At 42.2% G+C, this 24450-nt stretch carries 26 protein-coding genes; 5 read left to right on the top strand and 21 right to left on the bottom strand.

Annotated elements, in window-relative coordinates:
- Positions 1-13: 13 nt before the first annotated feature.
- The 5 genes from CYL18_RS13115 to CYL18_RS13095 form a co-directional block, all read right to left on the bottom strand.
- Positions 14-823, bottom strand: coding sequence for a DUF1444 domain-containing protein (locus CYL18_RS13115; protein ID WP_104849980.1), 810 nt, complete (start codon positions 821-823; stop codon positions 14-16).
- A 298-nt stretch (positions 824-1121) separates the two neighbouring features.
- Positions 1122-1433 carry a thioredoxin family protein gene (locus tag CYL18_RS13110; RefSeq protein ID WP_104849979.1) on the bottom strand — a complete coding sequence of 104 codons (312 nt, stop codon included), beginning with the start codon at positions 1431-1433 and terminating at the stop codon, positions 1122-1124.
- Between the two features lie 64 nt (positions 1434-1497).
- Positions 1498-2715 carry an MFS transporter gene (locus tag CYL18_RS13105; RefSeq protein WP_104849978.1) on the bottom strand — a complete coding sequence of 406 codons (1218 nt, stop codon included), beginning with the start codon at positions 2713-2715 and terminating at the stop codon, positions 1498-1500.
- Between the two features lie 293 nt (positions 2716-3008).
- Positions 3009-3521 (bottom strand): DUF84 family protein, encoded by a 513-nt coding sequence (locus CYL18_RS13100; RefSeq protein WP_104850094.1) that lies wholly within the window; start codon positions 3519-3521, stop codon positions 3009-3011.
- A gap of 60 nt (positions 3522-3581) precedes the next feature.
- A complete protein-coding gene (locus CYL18_RS13095) occupies positions 3582-4658 on the bottom strand; it encodes a M42 family metallopeptidase (RefSeq protein ID WP_104849977.1) in 1077 nt (358 codons plus the stop codon).
- Between the two features lie 173 nt (positions 4659-4831).
- On the opposite strand from CYL18_RS13095, the gene CYL18_RS13090 reads away from it, so the two are divergent.
- Positions 4832-5149, top strand: a complete 318-nt coding sequence (locus tag CYL18_RS13090) for a hypothetical protein (RefSeq protein WP_104849976.1) — start codon at positions 4832-4834, stop codon at positions 5147-5149.
- Positions 5150-5381: 232 nt separating this feature from the next.
- Here CYL18_RS13090 and CYL18_RS13085 read toward each other — a convergent pair whose 3' ends face one another.
- Positions 5382-6230 (bottom strand): YtnP family quorum-quenching lactonase, encoded by an 849-nt coding sequence (locus CYL18_RS13085; RefSeq protein ID WP_104849975.1) that lies wholly within the window; start codon positions 6228-6230, stop codon positions 5382-5384.
- A 51-nt stretch (positions 6231-6281) separates the two neighbouring features.
- Positions 6282-6917 (bottom strand): tRNA (guanosine(46)-N7)-methyltransferase TrmB, encoded by a 636-nt coding sequence (gene trmB, locus CYL18_RS13080; protein ID WP_104849974.1) that lies wholly within the window; start codon positions 6915-6917, stop codon positions 6282-6284.
- Between the two features lie 208 nt (positions 6918-7125).
- On the opposite strand from trmB, the gene CYL18_RS13075 reads away from it, so the two are divergent.
- Positions 7126-7404, top strand: coding sequence for a YtzH-like family protein (locus CYL18_RS13075; protein ID WP_104849973.1), 279 nt, complete (start codon positions 7126-7128; stop codon positions 7402-7404).
- On the opposite strand, the gene CYL18_RS13070 is transcribed toward CYL18_RS13075, so the two are convergent.
- The 7 genes from CYL18_RS13070 to pepV all read right to left on the bottom strand — a co-directional run bounded on the left by CYL18_RS13070 (position 7392) and on the right by pepV (position 15375).
- Positions 7392-8168, bottom strand: coding sequence for a phosphotransferase family protein (locus CYL18_RS13070; protein WP_104850093.1), 777 nt, complete (start codon positions 8166-8168; stop codon positions 7392-7394). The two genes, CYL18_RS13075 and CYL18_RS13070, sit on opposite strands and share 13 nt — an antisense overlap.
- A gap of 143 nt (positions 8169-8311) precedes the next feature.
- Complete coding sequence (pulA, locus tag CYL18_RS13065; RefSeq protein ID WP_104849972.1) at positions 8312-10444, bottom strand: type I pullulanase; 2133 nt, start codon at positions 10442-10444, stop codon at positions 8312-8314.
- Between the two features lie 5 nt (positions 10445-10449).
- The gene (locus tag CYL18_RS13060) at positions 10450-11406 is read right to left on the bottom strand and encodes a diacylglycerol/lipid kinase family protein (RefSeq protein WP_104849971.1); all 957 of its coding nucleotides are present in this window, start codon (positions 11404-11406) and stop codon (positions 10450-10452) included.
- Entirely contained in the window at positions 11384-12379 is a 996-nt protein-coding gene (locus tag CYL18_RS13055; protein ID WP_104849970.1) for a nuclease-related domain-containing protein, read from the bottom strand. Before CYL18_RS13055 ends, CYL18_RS13060 begins: the two co-directional genes overlap by 23 nt.
- A gap of 31 nt (positions 12380-12410) precedes the next feature.
- Positions 12411-12974, bottom strand: coding sequence for an RNA 2',3'-cyclic phosphodiesterase (gene thpR, locus CYL18_RS13050; protein ID WP_104849969.1), 564 nt, complete (start codon positions 12972-12974; stop codon positions 12411-12413).
- Between the two features lie 100 nt (positions 12975-13074).
- Entirely contained in the window at positions 13075-13932 is an 858-nt protein-coding gene (gene dat / locus CYL18_RS13045) for a D-amino-acid transaminase (protein ID WP_104849968.1), read from the bottom strand.
- 36 nt (positions 13933-13968) lie between these two features.
- Positions 13969-15375: a dipeptidase PepV gene (gene pepV / locus CYL18_RS13040; RefSeq protein ID WP_104849967.1), complete on the bottom strand. Its 1407-nt coding sequence runs from the start codon at positions 15373-15375 to the stop codon at positions 13969-13971.
- 367 nt (positions 15376-15742) lie between these two features.
- Between pepV and CYL18_RS13035 the strand changes: the two genes are divergently transcribed.
- Complete coding sequence (locus tag CYL18_RS13035; RefSeq protein ID WP_049669825.1) at positions 15743-15964, top strand: DeoR family transcriptional regulator; 222 nt, start codon at positions 15743-15745, stop codon at positions 15962-15964.
- A gap of 45 nt (positions 15965-16009) precedes the next feature.
- On the opposite strand, the gene CYL18_RS13030 is transcribed toward CYL18_RS13035, so the two are convergent.
- The 3 genes from CYL18_RS13030 to CYL18_RS13020 all read right to left on the bottom strand — a co-directional run bounded on the left by CYL18_RS13030 (position 16010) and on the right by CYL18_RS13020 (position 18683).
- Complete coding sequence (locus tag CYL18_RS13030) at positions 16010-16723, bottom strand: pseudouridine synthase (protein ID WP_104849966.1); 714 nt, start codon at positions 16721-16723, stop codon at positions 16010-16012.
- Positions 16713-16895, bottom strand: a complete 183-nt coding sequence (locus CYL18_RS13025; protein WP_104849965.1) for a hypothetical protein — start codon at positions 16893-16895, stop codon at positions 16713-16715. The genes CYL18_RS13030 and CYL18_RS13025 overlap by 11 nt, the downstream gene beginning before the upstream one ends.
- A gap of 180 nt (positions 16896-17075) precedes the next feature.
- Complete coding sequence (locus CYL18_RS13020; protein WP_104849964.1) at positions 17076-18683, bottom strand: putative polysaccharide biosynthesis protein; 1608 nt, start codon at positions 18681-18683, stop codon at positions 17076-17078.
- A gap of 234 nt (positions 18684-18917) precedes the next feature.
- Here CYL18_RS13020 and CYL18_RS13015 point away from each other — a divergent pair, with 234 nt between their 5' ends.
- Together CYL18_RS13015 and CYL18_RS13010 are read left to right on the top strand one after the other, a co-directional pair.
- Positions 18918-20189 carry a BaiN/RdsA family NAD(P)/FAD-dependent oxidoreductase gene (locus tag CYL18_RS13015; protein ID WP_104849963.1) on the top strand — a complete coding sequence of 424 codons (1272 nt, stop codon included), beginning with the start codon at positions 18918-18920 and terminating at the stop codon, positions 20187-20189.
- An 8-nt stretch (positions 20190-20197) separates the two neighbouring features.
- Positions 20198-20689, top strand: a complete 492-nt coding sequence (locus CYL18_RS13010) for a VanZ family protein (RefSeq protein ID WP_236636463.1) — start codon at positions 20198-20200, stop codon at positions 20687-20689.
- Positions 20690-20898: 209 nt separating this feature from the next.
- Here the strand turns inward: CYL18_RS13010 and CYL18_RS13005 are convergent, their stop codons facing one another.
- From CYL18_RS13005 to CYL18_RS12985, 4 genes are all read right to left on the bottom strand, one after another.
- The gene (locus CYL18_RS13005) at positions 20899-21396 is read right to left on the bottom strand and encodes a GrpB family protein (protein ID WP_104849961.1); all 498 of its coding nucleotides are present in this window, start codon (positions 21394-21396) and stop codon (positions 20899-20901) included.
- Between the two features lie 33 nt (positions 21397-21429).
- Positions 21430-22149 (bottom strand): GNAT family N-acetyltransferase, encoded by a 720-nt coding sequence (locus CYL18_RS13000; RefSeq protein ID WP_104849960.1) that lies wholly within the window; start codon positions 22147-22149, stop codon positions 21430-21432.
- Between the two features lie 511 nt (positions 22150-22660).
- Complete coding sequence (locus tag CYL18_RS12990) at positions 22661-23641, bottom strand: alpha/beta fold hydrolase (RefSeq protein ID WP_104849958.1); 981 nt, start codon at positions 23639-23641, stop codon at positions 22661-22663.
- Between the two features lie 221 nt (positions 23642-23862).
- Positions 23863-24300 carry an NUDIX hydrolase gene (locus CYL18_RS12985; RefSeq protein ID WP_104849957.1) on the bottom strand — a complete coding sequence of 146 codons (438 nt, stop codon included), beginning with the start codon at positions 24298-24300 and terminating at the stop codon, positions 23863-23865.
- Between the last annotated feature and the right edge of the window lie 150 nt (positions 24301-24450).

The following is a 24450-nucleotide window of genomic DNA, read 5'->3' as shown; positions in this document are numbered from 1 at the left end:
TTTTCCTATACGGTTAGCTGTCTTCCATTGGTCTATTTTTCGCAAGGATAAAGATTGGTTCCAATTCCCCATCCTCGTATAAAAACGGCAAGGCTGTAATAGGTACATTGCCATTCGTAAAGAAATGCATATTCATCTGAGCCAATATATCGTAACCGGCGTTATTTTGAATATCCGCAATAATAAGCACATCTTGATGAGGGACAGCTACTGCCATGGACCCCTTCATGCCGTCTTTAAATTTCTTCAACTCAGAATCTATCAGTATTCGGGATGCGTCATATCCATCATTATGGTTGATGAAATAAAAATCATTCCCCCTGACTGTGTCCTTCTTCGCTTTAACTGGCAGTGAGCGGACATTAAACATGGCCATCGAGCGGATGGTCTCTTTATCCCAGCCCTCTTTGTCCATCAATTCCTGGTCAATCATCCGATACGTATTTCCTAAGTCGACCGCATAATAAATGACTGTTTCTGCTGTATGTTCATCTATGACGAACGGAACGCCTTCTTTTGCTTCTTTAGGGAAAGAGGCCGAGCGAATGACTGGGTAGATTTTCTTTTCGTTTCCTTCTAGTGCCTGTTCCTTGCCCATCACATTTAAGGATTCCTCCACATAATAAAGGAGCTCTTCTATCGCTTTTTCACCTGATTGATCATATTTAGCCAATAACGGGGACAAAGCCACCGTTATGCCCTTTTTCGTTTCCTTATCTTCTATCCTTAATTCTTCCTGGTCTCGATTATATGAAAAGGTCCTTGAACCTTTAGAGAGTCTTTCCATCAGTATGTTTTTCATCTTCGTTGTCGTCATTTTCATCATGATTCCTCCTTATAGATTACTATAGCGTACTTTTGCCCATTTTACTTGGACTTCATGCCAAATTGTCTGCATTCTTTTCTAGGGATTACCCATTTTTAGAAATCTATCAAAAAAGGTTTTGCTAAACTGATGTGTGAATCTTTGTTGCAGTCAAAGCTTATGCCTTGGAGCTTGTTTTACCCTGCTTGGCGGGTTCTCGCAGGAGTCGGCCGCCTTTGGAGTGCAATCAACGGTTAGTATATCATCATTACTCCTAAATAAAATAAAAAAAGACCCCCGGCGGGGAGTCTAATTTTCACAATGAAGCAATGAATTCCTCAATTTGCTCCCGTGTCTTGCGATCCTTATTGACGAATCTTCCTAACTCACGCCCTTGTTCAAAAGCTACAAAGCTAGGGATTCCAAATACATCCAATTGGATGCACAAATCCAGGAACTTATCGCGATCGACATAGACAAAGGTGAATTCCGGATATGCTGCAGCCACGTCATCGATAAACGGGTCAATAAACCGGCAATCTGGACACCAATCAGCAGAAAACAGAAAGATAACCTTGCTGTTTCCCTTTAATTCCTCATATTGCTCCATGCTTTCTAGCTTATTCATCATCGTTCCTCCACTTCATTGGTCAGTATTGTATAAATACTATACCCAAAATAAAGCGGATTGGCTAATCCAAGGCTGCATTTTTTGTTTCTTTTCCTAAGAAGAGAACAGCAAGCATCCCAATGAGGATAGAAACACCAAAAATCAAGAAAATGGTTTCAATCGATGTTCCACTATTCAGCAGGCTGCCAACAAGGAGGGGTCCTAATATCCCTCCTACTCGGCCAACAGAGGCTGCCATGCCTGTTCCTGTGCCTCTGATAACAGTTGGATATTGCTCTGGAGAATAGGCATATAAAGCACCCCATGCACCTAGATTAAAGAATGAAAGGAAACAGCCTGCTGTCATCAATGCGCCGAGGGTTTCGGCATTGCCAAAGAAGTACGCACTTACGGCTGTTCCGAATAAATACGTGACAAGGACAAACTTGCGGCCAAACTTCTCAATAAACCAGGCTGCCGTAAAATAGCCGGGTAATTGGGCCAGGGTCATAATCAAGACATACTGGAAGCTTTGAATTAATGTGAATCCCTTCAGTACCATAACACTTGGAAGCCATAGGAACATTCCATAATAGGAGAATACGACACTGAACCAAAGAACCCACATCATGAAAGTGCGCTTTGCATATTCCTTCTTCCATAGCATGGCAAGCGAAGCCGGGACAGACAGTCTCTGTTCCTTTTTTACGTTCGCAAACCTGGATGAATCCGGAAGATGAATCCGTAGATAAATCGCATAAAATGCCGGAAGCGCACTAATCAATAAGGCCACACGCCAGCCATAAAGCGGGATGATGAAATAGGAGATCAGCGCAGCGACAAGCCATCCCCCAGCCCAAAAGCTTTCTAGCAGGACGACAACCCGTCCGCGCTTATCCTCCGGCACACTCTCAGATACAAGTGTTGATGCCACCGGCAGCTCTCCGCCGAGACCCATCCCAATCAAAAAGCGAAAGAAAAGAAAGACAGCTAGGCTCGTTGTCAATGCTGAAAAGCCGCTGGCAACTGAAAATAAGACTAACGTGATAATCAGCACATTCTTCCTGCCGATTCGGTCCGCCAATAATCCAAATACAAGTGCTCCAACAGCCATGCCGATGGAATTGACACTGCCAATCCACCCCATCTGCTGGGATGTCAATCCCCAATCCTCTTGCAGGGCGGCGATAACAAAGGAGAGGATTCCCACATCCATCGCGTCAAAAAGCCAGGCAAGACCTGCAACGCCTAGCAGCTTATTAGGCATTGCCTTCTTTTTTTGCTCAAAGGCCATTTCCATTACTCTTCCCCCAAACCCATTTTCTGTTTTTTCTGACCATCTAATTTGAAAGAATACTATTTGTCTAGTCAGCTGTCAAGACACCTGTCAGCAAATAATTGCAGCATTCGATTTCATCTTTCCTATGAAACAAGTATTATTAATATAAAAGACCGCTAATAAAGCGGTCCATTCCGAGGTTCCTGTATGAAAAAATCATTGATTCAACTATTATTCAAGTTCATCCTGATGGTTCTGCGAAAAAAGGCCGATAAACACGAGGACATCATGAACTCCTCTAGAGAGGAAAAATATTAAGCTCTCTTGCTATATTCATACTGGCCAATTAACAGCTCCATAACATGCTCAAACATCCTGTCTCTTGTAATACGCCCGTTCGAGAATATGCCAACAGCCCCCTCGGACTTTCGGATATCTTGCTTCTTCGTATATTCATCCATGACCGGTCCAAGCTCACGGCCGCCGAAGAGCTCTTGGGCCACTTCTTCTGGCAGCTTTATTCTCGCTCCTCCGGCTATGAAGGATTCCCCTGCTTTTGTAACAAGCGCTCCCCAATTGCAAATAAATAGCCCATAAGGCGTTCTAACGACCCCGCCCTCTAGTCCTATGCCAAGATCAGCACCGGTTTCCTTTAAGGCGTTTCTTGCGCGATTCAGGGCACCATCCATCGTTTCTTCATCTGAAAAAGGCTGCTCTGATACTCCTGAGGGCACATTAACCGAAAGTAACTCCCCGCCTAACTCCTTCGTGGCCAGATTTGCAGCCTTAACCTTTGCTGGGTTCTTTGTTCCAATGGCTATCTTCAACATTCCTGCTTTACTTCCTTTCTGAAAAAGAAGGCAGCTTCAGCTGCCTCCATGTCATTGCTATCCATTTTGCTTGATTGTTTCCACCGTTGTCTTATCACAAGCTTTTACTAGCTTTACAAGCAGTTCTTTCGCTGCTGCATAATCATCCACATGCAAAATGGATGCAGAAGTATGGATATAACGGGAGCAGACACCAATCACCGCACTTGGAATCCCGCGGTTTGTCACATGGACCTTGCCAGCATCGGTTCCCCCGTTTGGAGCCACGAAGTACTGATAAGGAATATGATTAGATTCAGCCGTATCAAGAATAAACTCTCTCATACCTTTATGCATAACCGTTGTACGGTCATAAATACGAAGCAAAGGCCCCTTGCCCAAGTAGCCGAATACATCCTTGCTCCCGGACATATCATTTGCTGGGCTAGCGTCACACGCGAAGAACAAGTCAGGATCAATCATAGTTGCCGCTGTCCCTGCTCCTCTCAAACCAACCTCTTCCATGACAGTAGCGCCGGAATAAAGGATATTCGGCAGCTTTTCACCTTGAAGCTCCTCTAAAAGCTCAATCGCCAAACCGCAGCCGTAGCGATTATCCCAGGCTTTCGCCAGGATTTTTTTCTCGTTTGCCATTGGGGTGAATTCTGTATGGGGCACAATTTGCTGACCTGGTTTAATGCCCATCGCAATCGCGTCATCCTTGTCATCTGCCCCAACATCAATGAGCATATTCGCAATGTCCATCGGCTTCGTCCGCTGGGCCTCACTCAATAAATGAGGAGGGATGGAGCTGACAACCCCGACTATCGGGCCCTTATCCGTATAAACTCGCACGCGCTGAGCCAGCAAAACTTGGCTCCACCAGCCCCCAAGTGTCTGAAAGCGCAACAATCCCTCAGAAGTAATCGAGGTCACCATAAATCCAACCTCATCCATATGGCCTGCGACCATTATTTTCGGGCCTTCCTCATCGCCTCTTTTGACACCAAATAAGCTTCCGAGTCCATCCTGCACAAACTCGTCGGTATATTTCGACATTTGCTTCTTCATGAAAGCCCGTACTTCATGTTCATATCCCGGTGCTCCCGGCAGCTCGGTCAGGGTCTTAAATAATTCCAATGTTGATTGCTTCATGCGTCTGTTCCCCTTTACCATTTTTTTCACTCATCCATATTGTACATGCTGAGCGGATAACTTATCAATCTGGAAGATATTGAAAAAATAGCTTCACATACGCTTAATCTGTATAATGGATGGGAATAGAATAACAGAGCTATGAACGAACCATTGTGATTGGAGGAATAAAAATGAACTGGAAAACATTTATCACAGGCGCGGCAGCAGGTTTTGCCGCTGGCTATGTAGTCAAGGAGCTGTCTAACAAGAAGGGCATGGTATCTCCTGAGAAGGTTCTAACAACCATTAAAACCACACTTGGGGATGAAGGAACCAATATCCGCGGTTCCTGGATTATGATGAAACCAGAGAAATATACGAGAAACTATCTTGATTACGATGTATACAAAGGCGGTTTAACAAAAGTTGATGGACATGAATCCTCCCAATTCGAATTCATCGCAGACGCCAATACCGGCACTATCCTAGACATTTACCAAGCAGGCTGAAACCAAATAACATTCTATCGCTAGCAGCCAGTTCCATACCGGGACTGGTTTTTTTCTCGTTCATAATCTTTGTTTTCTGGCCCCTTAAAAAGCTAATGGCAGTAAGACCCTAATCCAAGTTTTAAGCAAACATAGTTTATACCTCTTCATTCCTTCTCATGCCTATTTACCATCTATTCCGCAACAAAAGTCCTGCACAAGCCGTTAGAGGTCTTATGCAGGACTTTCATCTTTATGCTCTATCTCGCTCTATCTTCTCAATAATTTCCTTGCCGCCATCGTCCCATTTGACTGCACGATGGGCGTAATCATGATAAAAAGTGAACCAGGCACCGCTCTTGATACCATGCTTCACCCATTTTTCCTTCGCAGCAATCGAATCAATCGGGTAATCATCATATGCCAGCACCCAAAGCGTATTCTGGTGGGCAACGGTTGGCATCAAGTCAGCCATATGAAGGAGCATCTCCCCTTCTTGCTCCATGATGATGATGCTATGACCGTCACTGTGACCGCCGGTGTGAATCATTTTGAGGCCATCAGTGATAACCAGTTCCTCCTCGAAGGTTTTGACCTGGTCTTCAATCGGCTTCCAATTCTCTTCCCAATACGTGTTTCTTGAACGTATATTCGGATTTCTCATCTCATCCCATTCAACCTGGGATGTATAAATGACCGCATTGGGAAATACGCTTTTCAGCTCACCATCTTGATAGCCAGTCAAGCCACAGGCATGGTCGAAATGAAGATGAGTCATAAGGACACCATCAATATCTTCAACCGTCAGACCTAGGCTAGCTAAACCCTCATCAAGCTCCGATTCTACACTCACGCCATAATTGCGGAGCTGCTTTTCCGTCAATTTTCCTTTGCCAATTCCGGAATCAATCAGATAATTCTTGCCCTCTGTCTGAACCAATATGGGATCAGTTCTCAATTCGATTTGGTTTCTTTCATTGACAGGATACTTTTTGGACCATAAAGGTTTCGGCACAACTCCGAACATGGCCCCTCCATCCATATGTGTATCTCCGCCATTAAGCCATGTCAATGCAAACTTCCCGAACTGCAAATTCTCCAATGGTTTCTCTCCTTTATCATGGATTGCTCATCATAGTATGAAGGACAGATATTAAAAGGCTGCCTCACAGCGATAGATCGGATTGCCTTTTGCGGAGAACTTTTGCTCATATTCCGTCATGACATTACCTTCAAAGTCACTATTATGAAGATCAAGGCTGACATAATTTAATTTCATCCCATAGTGTGAGAAGCTCACAAGGGAATATTCGAACAACCCGCGGTTATCTGTCTTAAAATGAATTTCTCCATGTTCCGGCAAAATTCCTTTATATAAGTCAAGAAAAGTTTTATACGTAAGTCTTCTCTTCTCATGACGTGTTTTTGGCCATGGGTCAGAGAAGTTTAAATAAACCCGCGAAACTTCGCCCTCGGCAAAAATATCCGGAAGCTCCATCGCATTCACATTGAGCAGTTTTACGTTCGGCAGATTGGATTCAAGCAGTCGGTCAAGTGCTGTTACGATGACACGGTCTGCCAGCTCTATGCCAATATAGTTGATATCAGGGTTTTGCTGGGCCATCCCGTTGATGAATTGGCCTTTCCCTGTTCCAACCTCAATATGGATTGGGTTATCATTCCCAAACACTTCAGACCAAGCGCCTTTATGCTTTGCTGGTTCTTGTATGCAGAAATATGGGTTATTTTGGAGTTTCTCCTTTGCCCATGGTTTGTATCTTTGTCTCAAAATCGTGCACCTCCGCTGAATTTACGTAAAAAGAGTAGCACATCCTGAATAGAAATTCCATGCTAGCTTCTTTTCACTAGGGGCTATATGTCTAAATTGCCCTCAGAACAAAACAAAAAACCGGCTTACAGGCCGGATTTATCATGAATAATCGGTTCTTAAGTTTCACAAGCTATAGATATTCAATAAGGGAAAGGAATGGGATACTATGCCACTGTCACAAAATCATAGCTGGATGCTTCTTAAAGATATCTTGAATAATCACCAGGAGGATTGCTGCGGTTCTCAATCTGAATGTGAACAACTGGAGCGGACAGTGATGTCTCTTATGAGACAGCCTGAAGTTGCTGAAGAAACCATGTCTGTGCTGCAAGAGATCTATCAATACAGCCAAAGCGGCATCCATGCCGCCAATCTAGAAAATCACATTGAGTCTCATCAACAGAAGCTTGCCGGGTGGGTTGAGGATATCACTCAATATTCCTGAGCAAAGGTTAAATATTCAATGCACCGGTTCATGTCATTGAGCCGGTTTTTCTTTTTGTGCAATACAGTTGTTTGAATCGTTTGGGCGAGGACAAACCATTTCATCCTTAAACTCAGCTCTTGTGTCAGGCTCATGCCATATTTGGCTAGCCATTCCTCCCATTGGTCTTTCTCTACGTATGAATATAAAAGCATGCTGATATCCATAGCAGGATCAGCTATGATTGCTTCATCCCAGTCAATGAGATAAAGATTTCCTGAATCACTTAAAAGCAAATTATTATGATTAATATCTCCATGGCATACGACATAATGATCGCAATTCACATCATTAACCTTTTGCTCAAGGAATTGTATTGTTTCCTTTATGGCTTTGTCTTCCCGAAGCTCTCCATCAAGGGAATTCTTCACGGAAGCCAGGATTTGAATAGGCGTTTGGGCTGTTTTTCCCAGGCGTCGGAGCATGTTTAACAAAGGAGTAGATTGGTGGATTTTCTGCAGCAATTCTGCAACGGATTCCTCACACATTTCTGCAGGAGACAATTCCCTTCCATTCATCCATTCCTGAGCTGTGATCACATCACCATTCTCCATTCTTTTTGTCCAGATGAGCTTTGGCACAATCCCCTCGGCAGATAGCACAGCCAAAAAAGGAGAAGAATTCCTCTTCAAAAACAGCTTTTGCCCATCATGCCTGGCAATGAATGCTTCACCTGTCGCCCCTCCGGCAGGGGTAATCTCCCATTCTCGCCCTAAATAATCCATGGTATTCACCTTCAATAACGTAAACTTGTATGGCATGATTTCCATATAAATAAAAAAGACAGCCATTGACTGCTTTTCCTCAATAGCCATCTTCTTAAATTTTAGTAGGTTTATACCGCTTTCGTCAAGTGTTCGAGCAACAATTATTCCTGAACAAAGACATACGTCGTTAACGGTTCTAGCAGGAAATCCTTCATGTTCATCTCAATACCTTGATTCGCTGCAAATCCGCAGTCCCCGCAAAGCATTCCCCACTTCTTGTCACCAGGAAGATCTACCGCCGTTTGCTGCTCCCCATGATGATAGACCACAAGGATGCGGCTCCACCTGCCATATTCGCTGACATTATCATAGAGGAGACTGTGACAAGATGGACCTAAATCAACCATTTTTGCATGCTTTTCGATTTGCTCTCTGCTCCGGAGACGGAATGCTCCGTGACTTTTGCGGATAGCCATCAGACATCTCAAATATGAGATGGTCTCCTCATTTTGCTCACGCAAATCCCAATTCAATTCATTAATCCAATCAGGTGAGCAATAACTGTTCTCGATGCCATGCTTTGTCCTGAAGAATTCCTGACCGCTGTGCAGGAATGGAATTCCCTGAGAGAGGATAACAATGCTTGTAGCAAAACGATGGCGTCTCTTTCGTGACTCATTTGATTCAGCTCCGTTTGCTAGCTGCAGTCGATCCCAAAGGGTATGGTTATCATGACACTCCACAAAATTGACGGATTGCTCAGGTCCGAGCGGATAGTCATACCCGATATTAAGGACAAGATGATAGAATTCCTCATGGCTAAGTCCCTTCCCGGAAACATAGCCTGCATCCTTTAAATTGAAATTGCTTCCTTTGATGGTATCCCTGAACTTATCATTAAAGAAACCAACTCGGTCAATTTTATGGGAATTCCCAATTGTCGTCTTATCAGAACCAGTAAGGGCGGTTGGCAAGTCCCAGCCTTCCCCTATGATAATCGCATCCGGCTTTATAGAATGAACGACTCTTTCAACTTCCCTCATCGTTTCTAAATCAAGAAGACCCATCAAATCAAACCGGAATCCATCGATTTGGTAGAATTCCATCCAATACTTAACAGCAGATACAATGAGTTTTCTGACCATTAAGCGCTCTGATGCGAGATCATTGCCGCAGCCGCTGCCGTTGGATGGCATTCCATTCACGTCATAGCGGAAATAATATCCCGGCACGATTTTCTCGAAGTTCGAGATTTCCTTCTGGAAAACATGATTGTAGACCACATCCACAATAACACCTAGGCCATGCTCGTGCAGACTCGCTATGAGCTGTTTCAATTCCTCAATCCGTTTCCCCGGCAAATGAGGATCAGCGCTGTAATTGCCTGCTGGTGCAAAGAAATGCCTTGGATTATAGCCCCAATTATATTCCTTGTCGATCATGGTCTCATCCACACCAGAAAAATCATTGACCGGCAGGAGTTCAATATGGGTCACACCTAATTCCTTTAAATACTGAATACCGCTTGAGTAGCCTTGGGCTGTTTTCGTCCCGTTCTCCCTGAATGCGGCATATTTCCCCTTTGCATTCATACCGCTATTAGCATGATGGGAAAAGTCCCGCACATGGGTTTCATAAATAATGGCATCAACTGGGCTTTCAAGCTTCGGCAGGCTATATTCATATCTCTGATATTTCGACAGGTCGATAATTGCACTATATTGCCCATTAACCGAAACAGCCCTCGCATAAGGGTCCGTTGCTTCACGCCAAATATAATTGACCCGTATCAAATAGGAGTAGAAACAATTCTCAAGATTTTGGGGAATCGTCAAGGACCATACACCCCGTTCCCCTCTTTGCATTGGAATGCTTCCCTTTTCAGTCCCAAATTCGCTTATGAGCTTCAGTTTCACATTCGTGGCTGTAGGTGCCCATAATTTGAAGATTGTTTTATCCTCCGTATAAACTGCTCCTAAATCATCGCCGTCATAATAATAAAGCTCATCGAACTCAGGGGTCCGAATGACCGCACCTGTCTGCAGGGCAAAAACCATCCCCTTATCGTCTTCTATTTGATACTCTTCTCCAAGCGGAACTTCGAATGGGGCTGTGCATATGTACTTGGTATAATGCTCGATTTGAATAACATCATCAACTAGTAGCTCTCCCATTTTTTGTCCCTCAAAAAAAAGCGTGAAATTTAATTTTTCGTTTGCACGATAGGATTGAGGGATAAGAATCGTAATTTTGTCTAAGGCATCCAAAAAAGCAGAAAACCTGCCTGTATACACTGTCTTCACTCTCCTTGAACCACTAGTTTCACCATCTGTTGCTGCATATCAATACAAACATCACCCGCACCAACATTATCGCCATCTGCTTGAATTGGCGCTCCATTCGAAGAAGTGATTCGGATGGTCCTTCCTTCAAAGGAATCCACGCCCTTAATCCTTAAATGACCGCCCCATAAAACAGTACTGAACATCAGCAGCAGCTTAAGCCTTGGAATATTATGTATGACCAGTATATGAAAAATTCCGTCATCTGGTTTAGCATTTGGAGATATCTTAATTCCTCCCCCGAAATATGGATGATTAGAAATATTAACAAGCCAGGTATTCGTGAAGGTATGACGCTCCCCGTCAATTACCACTTCCATCTCATCAGGCTTATAGGTCATCCATTCCCAAAGGAAATACGCAAAATAGATAATCTTCCCTGCTCCAATTTTATTAAAATAGCGTTTCATTTGTGATTGATTAACGACTCTTGTTATTGCTGCATCCAATCCAATACCCAAACTGTTCAAAAAATAACCCTCACTGCTAGTTTTATAATATCCCAAGTCAATGATACGCTCCCTCTCAGAATGCAGCAAACCTTCCAATGCCTTCGATGGGCGAGAATTGATTCCCTCACCGCGGGCAAAGTCATTGCCCGAACCAGCAGGTATATAGGCAATCCTTGCTGACGGAAAACCAGCGGCCCCGTTTACGACTTCATGGATGGTGCCATCCCCTCCAATAGCGACCAGAATGGCATCCCCTTGCCTTCGCAGGAACTCCCTGGCTAATTCAACGCCATGCCCCTTATATTCGGTAAAGGCGTAGTTATAGGTTATCCCTTCCCTCTCAAGTGTCTCCATCGTTTTCTCCCAAATTTTTAGGCTGCCCTCGTTTTTTGCAACAGGATTAATGATGAAATAATAGGTTCTTCTTTCAAAAGGGTCTCTACCAGCTTCCACTTTCCCCATGATTTCCACTTAACTCCTCTTCTTTATTCATTCTTTCCCTATTCATTCCGCTGCCATGCATCAACAAAGCGTTAGCAGCCTTTAGCTGCAGATGCTTTATTGTGGAATGATTATGACGAATTGAATCGAACCATTTCGTAAATTTTCTTTTGTCGATGATTCCTTCTAAATCAGCATTTGGATTATTAATATAGCCGTTCCGGCAAATAACGGCCTTTCTTACGGGAAATGAAATCCCCTTAGCAGTAAAAATCTGTTCAATAATCCATTGCATGCGGTTCAGTGTTATCAGCGGATCAAGCACCTTTTTAGCAGCTTTATTATGATGAGTTCTGGTCCAAAAGCGCCCCTCTCCCCTCGTGAATACAGAATCATCCTCCGCTTCAAGAAAGACGAGGCACCAAGTGTCTGTTGGCGTTAGGAGGATAACATCAAGCTCCACTGATACATTCTTCACCTCAAGCACAGGCCTGTAAAGCACAAGGCAATTATCCGGGAAACGCTGAAGGACAAAGCGCAGCTGCTCATCGAATTGATAGCGCCCTAAATGGGTAAAGGAATCATCACTTGCTGACATAGCCCACTTCAGCTGAAAAGAATAAAAATAATTCAGAAATGCCTGCTTTAGCTCCTGCTCATCAGCCGGAACTGTACGCAAGAAGCGCTTTTTGCGCTCTGTTTTTTCATCTTCTGTTTCACTTAAACTCACATCCTCGGCTTCCTTACCTGCTCCTCTATCTTTCCGAAACAATCTTATGACTTTCTTTCTAAAAGAGCCTTCTTCAGGTAATTCAGCTATAACAGGTAAATCCATCTTTTCCTTAATAAGATAGGAGCTTAAATCACCAGCATCAAAGGCTCGCTTTAGTTGAGACCATTCTTGGTGTTTAACGCTGACATACTGGGATGAATAATGGTAAATATCCTGTTCATATCGGGAAATGAAGTCTTGTAGCTTAATCAACTGACTCATTAGCTCCGTCCTCTCCCCTTTATACGGCTAGTCATTCTTCCAATGTAAAACGGGCGATTGGTTCATACTTTGGCAGTTTCTCTGTATCTGTCCTGTAAAGGACAATCTGATTGATTTTTTGCTGCTCAATGGCAGGTAATTGTCTGCCCCATTCAATCATGCTTTCTGGCTCAATGTTATTCCTGCTTCTTCGAGCCAAAGTAATATGGGGGACAAAGGGCTTTGTATCCAATTCAAATCCTGCCTCAAGGCAAGCATCATACACCATCCTACGTACGGGGAGCATCACTTTTGTTTCCTCCGCATCCGCCCATAGTATTCGAGGACTGTTCTTCTGGCCAAAGGTGCCCAATCCTTTTATTTGAATCATCAATGATCCAAAACCCTTTTTTCGTTCCGCAATAAGTTCACATGCTTTTTTTAACTTCTCTTCCTCAGCAGCTCCTAAAAAGGCCAAGGTAATATGGTAATCTTCAGGATGGACCCAGGTCTTAAAGGAATAGACTTCTCTTGTCCTTGCTGCCCAATCGTTCAGCTCCCTTTTACAGGCTTGCGGCAATTCCAGTGCAAAGAAAAAATGACTTCTTCTGTTCATCGGTTCTACTCCTTTATTATTTTACACTTATTTTAACCGCCAATTGCCATACCTTTATGCAAAAAAAGCCCGGAATGAATTATTCCAGGCTTTCTGAGGTTTAATGAAGCGGACCGCATTCAGCCTCAATGTCTGCCGTAAAAGCCTCTTGCAGCTTCTTTATAACCTTATATTCACCCTCAATGCCTATTGGCTGATTATTTATTCTCCGAATCGGCGTAATCTCAAGAGTGGTAGACGTAATAAAAGCCTCATCAGCCTTCAAAAGCTGTTCCACCGTAAAAGCCTCTTCCTTATACGAGGTGGCTGTACTATCACATGCTTTTAGCATAACCTTGCGTGAAATTCCGTTTAAGATGAGGTTATTGGCAGGGTGTGTATACACCGTTCCGTTCATAACAATGGAGATATTCGTATGGCTTCCTTCCGTAACAACTCCGTCACGATGCAGGATTGCTTCATAGCATCCAGCATCAAGGGCTTCTTGATGGGCCAATACATTGCCAAGCAGATTCAGGCTCTTAATATCACAATGAAGCCACCTCTTATCCTCGACAACTAAGGCATCGGCACCTTTTTCCATTAGTGCAACCGGTCTGTCGCTAACCCTTGTGTAAGCGACTAAAACGGCTTGGACGTCACTGCCTGGGAAGGCATGATTTCTTGGCGCTATTCCCCTTGTCAGCTGCAGATAGATTGTCCCGTCAGTTAGCTGGTTTTTCTCAATCAGTTTTTCCATAACGGCCTTCATTTCTTCCTTCGCATAAGGAACAGTCATGCGAATTTTTTCTGCACTCGCGTACAGGCGCTCCACGTGCTCCTCCCATGTGAACAAGCGGCCATTATAGACGCGGACAACCTCATAAATCCCATCACCGAACTGATATCCTCGGTCTTCAATATCAATGGATATTGTGTCTCTTTTTGTAAGCTCCCCATTAAAAACAATATAACTCATGTTCCCTCTCCCCTTTTGTCCATGTAATAGGATTCTTTATCTAGTTAGATCGTAAATAGCTTGTGCGTACATCGCTGTCGCCTTTAACATATCCTCGATAATAATATATTCATCCTTTTGATGGGCCACATCTTCCCTGCCTGGGAAAAGGGGACCAAAGGCAACGGCGTTCTTAATTGCACGTGCATATGTTCCGCCCCCAATGGCTAACAGTTCAGCCTCTTGCCCAGTATGTTCCTCATAAATCTTTTGAAGTGTTTTAACCAGATCGCTGTCCGCATCTACATGATGGGGACCTAAATGGGTCTTCATTTGAATGGAGAATCCATGATCAGAGGCTACTTTCTCAAGAACAGACCAGCCGTTTGCAAAGTCAAATGTCACCGGGTAGCGCATATTGAACGCAATCTTGCCCTTACCGCCATGTTCGTACGAAAGAATTCCATAATTAATCGTTAAATCTTTCGTAATATCATCACTGTACGCAACCCCAAGCTCTCGGCCCCTTGATTCCTTACAAAATTGGCTAATGAATGACAAGAAGCGCTCATCATCTCCTATAAACGGGAGCGTAACCAAGAACTCTGCCAACCGCAGGCCGGCATTAACACCGAGGTCAGGTTCCATGCCGTGGACAGATATCCCGTCCATCGTAAAGGTCACTGTTCCTTCCTTTGCCGAGAATGTCCCGCTCAGGCCGTGATCTTCACAATATCGGCTGTATCGCTCTTCCCATTGACCAGCTTCCACGCTGTCGGAAGTAACCACAGCTTCAGCAAATTCAGGAACCATATTAAAGCGCTGTCCTGCGGAAAAGCTTAATAAAGTGGCTTCTGCCCCTTCATGGACAGATCCATTAAACTCATAGGTGAAATCAGCAATCCCCTTCTCCGCATAAATAATCGGGAAATCAGCATCTGGCACAAATCCGACCGTTGGTGTCTCTTCCTTCTCGAAATAATGGTCCATGCAGCGCCAATCGCTCTCTTCATCGGTCCCTAGGATAAGACGGACACGCTTATTGACATCAACACCTAAGTCTTTCACAATCTTCATTGCATAATAGGCCGCCATCGTTGGCCCCTTGTCATCCATCGCACCGCGCGCATAGATTCGGCCATCGCGAATATCAGCGGAGTACGGGTCCGTGGTCCAGCCTTCTCCTTCAGGAACGACATCAAGATGCCCTAAGATTCCAAGCAGCTCTTCACCATGGCCCATTTCAAGATGAGCGCCATAATTATCAACATTCTTCACAGAGAAGCCGTCCTTTTCCCCAAGATCGAGCATGAAATCAAGCGCTTCTTTAATTCCCTTGCCGAAAGGGATTTCCTCAGTTGCTGTCTCTTCATCAAGGGTGCTCTTGATTTGCAGCAATCTTTGTGTGTCTTTAATTAACTGTTCTTTTCTTTGTTCAACTTCTTTTTGCCAATTGATTTGCATCCGCGTTACCTCTTTTCATTCGCTATCCTTCAATACCGTTATTATATCATGTACGCTGAAAATATATTTTTATATCCAGCCATTCAATATAATACGGATTTTTGGATACTTTATTTATAAAGAATGGCATAAATGGTACCAGCCCATTATATGTATAATTAAATGAATTTTCACTTTTTTTGGTTAAATCTATGGAATTCAACAAGAGGGAGGGGTATTATAGTACTAGAAAGACTTCAGGGATGAAGCATCAGATATAAGGTGTACTGAAAAGGTGATAACTTAAAGAGGTGGTTATGGTAAACAAGTAATACAGAAGCAGAATGTATGATGTTGCCATCGGAAACTATCCATAAGGAGTGGTTTTTTGAAACCTTCAACAAACCGTATGCTTACAAGAATTAAGTCCATCTACATGTTTATTGTACGAAATGGTACCGTGACCACCCAAGAACTGGTCGATGAATTTGGTATTACGCCGCGCACTATCCAAAGGGACTTAAATGTGTTAGCTTATAACGAACTTGTTGTTAGTCCCAGTCGTGGAAAGTGGACCACCACCCAAAAGAAAGTTAAATTAACCTCGTAGTCTTTCCTTAAGAGAAAAAGAAGACCGCCTCCGGTCTTCTTTTTCTCATGAGCGCGTTTGCAATAGCGCTAATTCCTCTTCTGTCATTTCCCTATATTCACCAAGCTCAAGGCTCTCATCAAGCACGAGCGCCCCCATGGCAATTCGCTTCAAGTAGAGAACCTTCTTCCCAACTGACTCAAACATCCGCTTCACTTGATGGAACTTCCCTTCCGTAATAATCAGCTCGATTTCCGATTGCTGACCGCTTTTAATGATCGTAAGCTTCCCTGGTTTCGTCACATAACCGTCATCTAAAGTAACACCTTGTTTGAAGCGTTCGATATCCACCTCGTCCACTGCTCCATCAATAATTGCATAATACGTTTTGGGCACATGCTTCTTTGGCGCAAGGACGTCATGGGCCAGCTGGCCATCATTGGTTAAGACCAGCAGCCCCTCCGTATCCCGGTCGAGCCGACCGACTGGGAACGGCTTCATATGGGCATCCTCTGGTTCTAATAAATCGAGCACCGTTTTCAGGCGATCATCCTCCGTTGCCGAAATATAGCCCTTCGGTTTATTCATCATCAAATATATAAATTCCCTGTATTGAACTGGCTCCCCATAAACGGTAATCTGGTCTGAATCCGGGTCAACATGCGCCTTAGGGTCTGCGATTTTCGCGTCATTACAAAGCACTGCTCCTGATTTCAATAATTTTTTGACATCCTTTCGGCTTCCAAAGCCGGAATTGGCAAGCAATTTATCAATCCTCATTATTAATCACCCACTTTTCTTTACTTGAATAAACTGTATCGTACAAATTTAAACATAAGGAGTGTTCCCATGTATTATTCTTCCTATTATCACCCCATGTCGGTAGAGCAGGAAAGCCGCCAGCAAGCGCCGCCTCCTCAGCAGAAGCATGCTCCCGGCCCGCCTGGACCACCGCCTCCTCGCCCTCCTGCCCCGCCAACGGGAGGTGGAACAAACGCACGCATCGAACAGCTGCAAAAACAGATTAACAGCCTAAATCGCCGCGTGAACCGAATCGAAAACATGCTCGGCATGAGGTATTATTATTGAGGATGGCCTGCTTAATAAAGCAGGCCATCCTCATTTCCATGATCTATTTCTTCAAACGAAACTTGCGCATCAAATCATCCGTCCTCTCGCCAAGCACCGCCTTAAGAAGACCTGTCTTGTATGAGAGAAGGAGATAAACAAGAACTCCGACCGGCACAGTAATAGCTACACGTAAGATTGCAATCATCTGGCCTCCAGAACCCAGCCAGCCAGCCAGGAGGATATCGAGCATCTTTACGACAACCGCCATCACTAAAGCGATAAGGAGGGCAAGCATGGAGCGGCGAATGACCAGTCCCGGCTTATACCCAGAAAAATAATATATGATATATAAATTAATCAAAATAGCGACTAAGAAGCCCAAGCCTGTCGCATAGACAGCCCCATTTGTCTCAAACATCTTTATGAGCGGGATATTTAAGCTTAGCTTGACCAGGATACCCGTCAAGAGACTAAGCACAGTAAACCGTTGCTGGTTGATCCCCTGCAAGATCGCCGCGGTCACAGAAAATAACGCGAATAGAATCGTTACTGGTGCATAAACCGAGAGGACAGTAGATCCGAGTTCAAAAAAACCATAGAAGGACCCATAAACGCTATCAGCGAGCACACTCATTCCCATAACCGCTGGAATAAGCAAGAATAAGAGCACCTGGAACGTCTCCGTTAACTGCTGATTATATAAGCTCCATTTCTTTTCCACAAATGATTTCGTAACACTCGGCACGATAGAGAGAGAGAAGGCAGTAGCTAGTGTCATTGGAATAAGAACGAGCTTTTGAGCCGTTACGTTCAGCACACCAAAAGCCGTATCAGTAATTTCATCGAGCCCAATCGATACCATTGCCCTGTTAAAGGTAAGGGTATCAACCATTTGGAAAAGCGGCATCGCCAAGCCGACAAAGATAAAGGGAATTGAATAGAGCACAATCTCCTTGTAAATAGCCCCCATAGAGATATCCACTTCATTCTTGCTTTCCTGAAGCATGGCATCCATATGTACTTTTCTTTTTCTCCAATACCAAAGCAGCACAACCAAACCTGCAATAGCTCCAACAAATGCCGAAAATACTGCGACACCCATGGCCGTTACAATGCTTCCATTTAATATATTCAAGACAACATAAGCGCCCGCCAGCATAAAGATAATCCGGACAATTTGCTCAATCACTTGTGAGACAGCTGTTGGTCCCATTGATTCATTTCCTTGGAAGAATCCGCGGAACAAGGACTGAGAAGGAACGAGAATCAAGGCAAAGCTCACAGCCCTGATGACCGTGGTGACCTCTTCAACGGAATAAGACTGCGTTTCCATGACGGAAGCTAGTCCAGGAGCGGAGAAATACATGAGCAAAAAGGCAAATACCCCTGTCATCATCATGACCTTTTGGCCTGATTCAAAAAGCTTTCTGCCGATTGCGTATTCACCCATCGCATTATATTTCGCGACAAACTTTGCTACAGCCATCGGAACTCCTGCCGTTGCAATGCTAATGAAAATCGTATACGGCGTATAGGCAAACCCATATAGAGCAATACCTTCAGTTCCTACGATTTTATTAAAAGGAATGACATAGAATAATCCGAGCATCTTCGAAAAAACCATGCCAATAGTCAAAATAAATGTTCCTCTAATCAGTTTCGATGACATGCTTCATACCCTTTCGCACTTTCACTTATATAGTAGAAATTATTCTTTGTATGTTCACTATTCTGTAGTTTACTCTTTTCCATTCTTTTTGACAATGAGATAACTTAAGTTCCTGACAAGCTTCATTAGCAGGATTACCAATATATACTTATCTATTCCTTGCTCTCCCTTTTGCCTTATCGCTAGATTCCCTTATAATAGAGCTTATAAGCATGTTAGAAATGAGTGGAATAGATGAAATATGATGTTATTGTCATTGGGGGCGGCCCCTCCGGTCTGATGGCTGCTATCGCTGCCGCAGAGAAAGGGTCCGCTACCCTGCTAATTGATAAAGGTTCAAAGCTTGGCAGAAAATTGGCCATTTCAGGAGGCGGCCGCTGCAATGTAACGAATCGTCTCCCTGTTGATGAAATCATCCGCCATATTCCTGGAAACGGGAAGTTTTTATATGGGGCTTTTTCTGAATTTGATAATGAAGGGATTATTTCCTTCTTTAAGGAACTTGGTGTGGAACTGAAGGAAGAGGATCACGGCCGTATGTTCCCTGTCAATGATAAGGCGCAATCTGTCGTTGATGCGATGATTGGGCGTCTGCTTGAACTTGGTGCACATGTACGGACAGACTCTCCTGTCAGCGATGTCATCTATGAAGATGGCCAAGTGAAAGGCGTTCAAACCAAGCAAGGTGAGATAATCGAAACGGAATCAGTTGTTATTGCTGTCGGCGGCAAATCAGTCCCCCATACAGGTTCAACTGGCGATGGGTACGCCTGGGCAGAAAAAGCCGGCCATACAATTACCGAGCTTTTCCCAACAGAGGTACCATTAACCTCACAGGAACCGTTTATTCAAAAGAAGGAGTTACAAGGTCTATCCCTGCGCGATGTTTCCATCAGTGTACTAAATCCGAAAGGTAAGGCGCTTATCACCCATCGCATGGACATGATTTTTACCCATTTTGGATTATCCGGACCAGGCATCCTTAGATGCAGCCAGTTTGTCGTAAAGGCACAAAAGAAATGGAATCTAAAAGAAGTCATCGTCCAGATTGACGCTCTTCCAGACATGAATGGTGAGCAATTGTTCCAGCATGTCATTGCGACCATCAAGACAGATGATAAAAAGGCTGTCAAAAATAGCTTGAAAGGACTCCTTCCTGAACGCTATTTATTATTCCTGCTAGAAAGGAATCAAATCGACCCGACAGCACAAGGGGTTACCATCTCTCATGATAAATGGCGCTCATTCTGTCAGGATATCAAGAAATTCCCTGTAGCCGTCAATGGGACACTCTCCCTTGACAAGGCGTTCGTCACCGGCGGCGGAATTTCAGTTAAGGAAGTAGAGCCCAAGACTATGGCGAGCAAATTCATGAGCGGACTATTTTTCTGCGGCGAGATATTAGATATACATGGTTACACGGGAGGATATAATATCACTTCTGCTCTAGTCACCGGCCGCTTAGCAGGAATCAATGCCGCCTTGAATGCAAAATCAAAACAATAAGGAGGCGGATGCAGACTATGAAGCTCCTTCAACAACTAGCGAACAGCAGAATTGCGACCGTCATCCTAACTCTTTTGTTTGTCATGTACCTTTTGCTCCTGTCCTATTTATTGTTTTTTGGCTTCTATCGGCAGGACGTCCGCGTCGAGGATTACAATTTAACACCTTTTGATACAATAAAAATGTACATCGTCTATATGGATTATTTCAGCTTTCATGCGTGGTTTGCGAATCTGTTCGGGAATATCGCTGCCTTTATGCCGCTTGGCTTTTTGCTGCCTCTGCTTTCGAAGCGATTGAAAGGAGCCTTCAGAATTACCGTCCTATCCTTTTTCGTTTCCCTCATAGTAGAAACCATCCAGCTCACCTTCCATGTAGGCGGCTTTGATGTGGACGACATAATTCTAAACACAATCGGAGGGCTCTTGGGTTATATCCTGCTTAAAGCACTTCAATTTTTTGCCTCAGCCTTCCTTTTCCAAAGCAAGGCAACAAAATAAAATTCCCTGCGGGTGCTCTCCAAATGGCACCCGCGTTTTTTATTTTTGCTTTTTTATAAGGATTGTTGCTAGTGCCATAAGAAAAAGACAGCATTTTTGCTGTCTCCGTTGTTTAACTAACGCCCCTGTTTGTTTAAGTGCAATATTTAACAAACTCTATTATCATTTTGAACTTACGGAAATAGTAATACAGGAGATCATAATATTGATTAAAGTTTTTTAAATTCGGGAGTATTCATTAGTTTATTAAAGAAAATACTTTTATGATTCCTATACTCATCCATATCTTTTCCTTCAAATTCCCTCTTTAAGTCATCATATTGGATTCTATAAACTTCATTAAGTAATAAAACATCCCGAAATTTCCAAAAGAAATCATATTCAGAGCCGATTACTGTTAATTGAATTCCTAAAGGAGGATTGGTCAAATCATTTTTGAAGGCTCTAAAACAATCCGTTTTCACACTACCGTTATTACTTTCATACAATGATGAAAGTATCTGTACTGCCTTTGAGAAGTGTTCAGATGTGACACGTACTTGTATATCCAAATCACCTTTGGTCAAACTGTTAGGTATCGCAGTGCTTCCAACGTGCTGAACATCGGCTTCTGGAAGATATTCTTTAATCATCTTTTTATGTACTAAAAAAGTTTTCTCTACATCTGCCGAAAAAAGACTACTTTCAAAAAATTTAACTTGTTCCATAGTACCTCCCCATACATAATTACTCAACGAAAACTAAATAGAATATTGTAAAGAAATTAATGTACTTTTATTTTGAATGCATCCATTTGAAACCATAATATTTCTCATTGGAATATTATCAACTTGAGTTATCCCTAGATAAGATTTTGCTTTAAAATCATTTTTCAATCTGTATAATCCTATTGAATGTAAGTTCTTACCCAATCCTGTCCCGAGAAAATTAGGATGAATTCCTATCCAAAAAATGCGACCTTCTCTATCTGTATTTGGTTCTATATGAGGAAAAACTACACCAACAGGTTCATTATTTATTAAATAAACTGTATACATTTTCTCTGCTTGCGATGGAAGTTCCGTCCTCATTCCTATTAAAAACTTCTCGGTATCAATAAAATTTTTATCCATCACTTCCGATAAAAAAGAGATAGATTTATTCTCAGAAATCGACCAAACCTCATAATCTGGTATCGAAACATTTAACGGTGTTGAAAGAGTTCTCGTATATATAACCCTTTCACCAACAATTTTCATTTTAGTTCTAGTAAAATTTAAACTATCCAAAAATGTTTTAGGACACTCCAACTTTACTTTTTTCAGTTTACTGCTTTCTAGTTGAGCTAATAGCTTGTTTATTAGCATATCTATTTCATCAGCTTGATTATGTCTATTTTCTAGAATTTCTAAAATGATTACACTATCACTTTTTATATAATGCACACCAACTCTTTGTAACTGTTGAAGCAGTTTATCCATTTAATTTCACCCCTTCCTATACAATTCTTTACTTCCTTCAAATTTCCTTCTAGAACTAACCTGCCCCGTTTCTTCCATAAGAAATTCAACATAAAAAGGCATTAATCCTTCCTTGGATCAATGCCGATAAGGCAGTCAGTTGTTCTTACTGTATCCAAAATCATAAATGATTAAAAACAAACCAATCATAAAAAAAATAAATGCACTGGGCATATCAGTAGTTATGAACGAAAGGTCATCCTTAAAGTAAGCATAACTTATCCCTAGAAAAATACTATAAACCCAGCCAATAATGCGAATAATGATAAGTCCTGTTTTTGTCATTCTTCTCATCCCTTGCTGTTCTTTAATATCTTTTACTTAAAATACCTTGTTATTACTATTCTAGAGTTGATGAAGGAAATCCTTCTTCCGCTAACCTGCCCCTTTACTTCCATAAGAAGTTCAACATAAAAGGAAGGGCATTAATCTTCCTCAGATCAATGGCCCTTAAAGGAAAAGAACAAATAACTTAATTAGCATTAATAGATACTAAGAATTCGTTTACTTCATCGCTCATCTCTTTGTAATGAGTCCAATGAAGATAATGATGTCCTTCTAATGTGACTATTTTACTTGTAGGAAATTTCGTTAATTGAGTTTGATAAAACGTAACATTTGTTTTACCTTCTGCATTTACTTTATCTTTTTTTGCAGCAAAAAATAAAACAGGCATATCCGTTGGGAATGACATATGATTGGTTTTATCAATATTATTTTTTATTTCATTTGCTTCATTAACTACATTCTTGTTATAAGCTTTCCTAGCTGAAATCGCTTTGGTATTCTGTAAATTCTCTTTGGAATATGTTCCATCCTCAGCTAAGGGGAGGTAATCATCTGGTTCAATATATAATGCTATTCTTGCCAATCCAGTCGGTGCTACATATCTCATAAATTTAGGCATAGTGGGGACGTCCTCACTAAAATATTGAGTTGCTTTTGGTAAAGTAGCATCAATTCCGATTACCGCATTAACCTCGTCAGGGTATTTATTAGCATAATACATACTATAAATTCCTGAAATAGAATGCGGCATTAATATATACGGACCTTCTATGTTTGCTTTTTGCAAAGCCAACCTTATTTCTTCAACTATATTTTCTACTGTCCGTTCTTTATTAGTCATATCACTCCATCCATATCCAAATGGCTCTACAACTATAACCCTATTATCTTTTGACATCTCTTCTACCAATGGTTGAAAATCTAATGCAGGAGCTGCCGTACCCAGTCCAGGCAATAGAACAATTGTATTTTCGCCTTCACCCTTCATATAAACGTGCATATTATATTCCTCTATATTGAATCTCTTGCCAATTGGAGAATAATGCTTTTTTTCATACAAGTTCATCACTTGGTGAAAAATAAACCAAATTAGAATAATTGCAATGATAAGTAGAAAACAATTTCTTATAATCATTAAGAGTCTAAATTTCTTTTTAGCATACATTATTTTGCACCTATACTTCTCCCAAAGTTACTCTTGTAATCGTACAAAAACATTGACCTCCTTTATTAAAAAAACCTTTGTATTTCTTCAGCTTTAACAGTTTATATTTCGACAACATTATAGTTCATTCCTGTTTTTTGCAACAATTCTTCTTCAACTAAACTGCCCGTTAGTAAAAAAACGACTGTATTTCACAATCGTTACTGTTAATTGAACACTTTTTAATATATTTGCTGGGTTTTTCTTAATAAATTATCCGCAAGACTTATATTGTCTTTTAAGTAATATGGTGAATCTTTCCGTGATAAAATCTCTGAAGTTGTCAACCAAATAACATCATCAACTTCATCAATGCTTTTAGCAAAAGGAGTTCCTGATTTATGCTTACATAGAAAAACTATGTCTATCACATTCACTCCAGAAGCAGTAACAAATGATGAGCTATTCACATAACCAGAGACTGTTACCTCAATTCCAACTTCTTCAAGAATTTCCCTTCGTAAAGTTCTTTCCAAAATATCTTTTGAATCACCCTCTATTTCACACTTTCCACCAACTAGAGAAAGCGAACCCCCTGCGTGTTCTTCTTTTACACTACGACGTATTAATAGCCATTTTTCATCACGATAAATTGCACCCTCTACATTAACTACAAACATAAAGATATCCCCCAGAACGATTGTTATTTATAACTCTATTAATTATTCGATTATAGCAGTTGGTTTTCCTTCTTCTTCCGCTAACCTGCCCCGTTAGTAAAAAAGCGACTGCTCTAATTTCGCAATCGCACACTATAACGGATCAAGCTA

Source organism: Pradoshia eiseniae (genome assembly GCF_002946355.1).
GTDB lineage: Bacteria > Bacillota > Bacilli > Bacillales > Pradoshiaceae > Pradoshia > Pradoshia eiseniae.
This window is presented reverse-complemented; position numbering and strand designations above follow the sequence as displayed.

Coding starts and splice junctions, on each gene's coding strand:
- CYL18_RS13095 (WP_104849977.1), bottom strand. CDS start 4,658: ATGAAGCAATCAACATTGGAATTATTTAAGACCCTGACCGAGCTGCCG.
- dat (WP_104849968.1), bottom strand. CDS start 13,932: ATGAGTTATATTGTTTTTAATGGGGAGCTTACAAAAAGAGACACAATA.
- CYL18_RS13115 (WP_104849980.1), bottom strand. CDS start 823: ATGAAAATGACGACAACGAAGATGAAAAACATACTGATGGAAAGACTC.
- CYL18_RS13090 (WP_104849976.1), top strand. CDS start 4,832: ATGAACTGGAAAACATTTATCACAGGCGCGGCAGCAGGTTTTGCCGCT.
- pepV (WP_104849967.1), bottom strand. CDS start 15,375: ATGCAAATCAATTGGCAAAAAGAAGTTGAACAAAGAAAAGAACAGTTA.
- CYL18_RS13005 (WP_104849961.1), bottom strand. CDS start 21,396: ATGGAACAAGTTAAATTTTTTGAAAGTAGTCTTTTTTCGGCAGATGTA.
- CYL18_RS13070 (WP_104850093.1), bottom strand. CDS start 8,168: ATGGATTATTTAGGGCGAGAATGGGAGATTACCCCTGCCGGAGGGGCG.
- CYL18_RS13010 (WP_236636463.1), top strand. CDS start 20,198: ATGCAGACTATGAAGCTCCTTCAACAACTAGCGAACAGCAGAATTGCG.
- CYL18_RS13105 (WP_104849978.1), bottom strand. CDS start 2,715: ATGGAAATGGCCTTTGAGCAAAAAAAGAAGGCAATGCCTAATAAGCTG.
- CYL18_RS13110 (WP_104849979.1), bottom strand. CDS start 1,433: ATGAATAAGCTAGAAAGCATGGAGCAATATGAGGAATTAAAGGGAAAC.
- CYL18_RS13015 (WP_104849963.1), top strand. CDS start 18,918: ATGAAATATGATGTTATTGTCATTGGGGGCGGCCCCTCCGGTCTGATG.
- CYL18_RS13020 (WP_104849964.1), bottom strand. CDS start 18,683: ATGTCATCGAAACTGATTAGAGGAACATTTATTTTGACTATTGGCATG.
- CYL18_RS13030 (WP_104849966.1), bottom strand. CDS start 16,723: ATGAGGATTGATAAATTGCTTGCCAATTCCGGCTTTGGAAGCCGAAAG.
- CYL18_RS13075 (WP_104849973.1), top strand. CDS start 7,126: ATGCCACTGTCACAAAATCATAGCTGGATGCTTCTTAAAGATATCTTG.
- CYL18_RS12985 (WP_104849957.1), bottom strand. CDS start 24,300: ATGTTTGTAGTTAATGTAGAGGGTGCAATTTATCGTGATGAAAAATGG.
- CYL18_RS13060 (WP_104849971.1), bottom strand. CDS start 11,406: ATGGGGAAAGTGGAAGCTGGTAGAGACCCTTTTGAAAGAAGAACCTAT.
- thpR (WP_104849969.1), bottom strand. CDS start 12,974: ATGAACAGAAGAAGTCATTTTTTCTTTGCACTGGAATTGCCGCAAGCC.
- CYL18_RS12990 (WP_104849958.1), bottom strand. CDS start 23,641: ATGTATGCTAAAAAGAAATTTAGACTCTTAATGATTATAAGAAATTGT.
- CYL18_RS13000 (WP_104849960.1), bottom strand. CDS start 22,149: ATGGATAAACTGCTTCAACAGTTACAAAGAGTTGGTGTGCATTATATA.
- CYL18_RS13055 (WP_104849970.1), bottom strand. CDS start 12,379: ATGAGTCAGTTGATTAAGCTACAAGACTTCATTTCCCGATATGAACAG.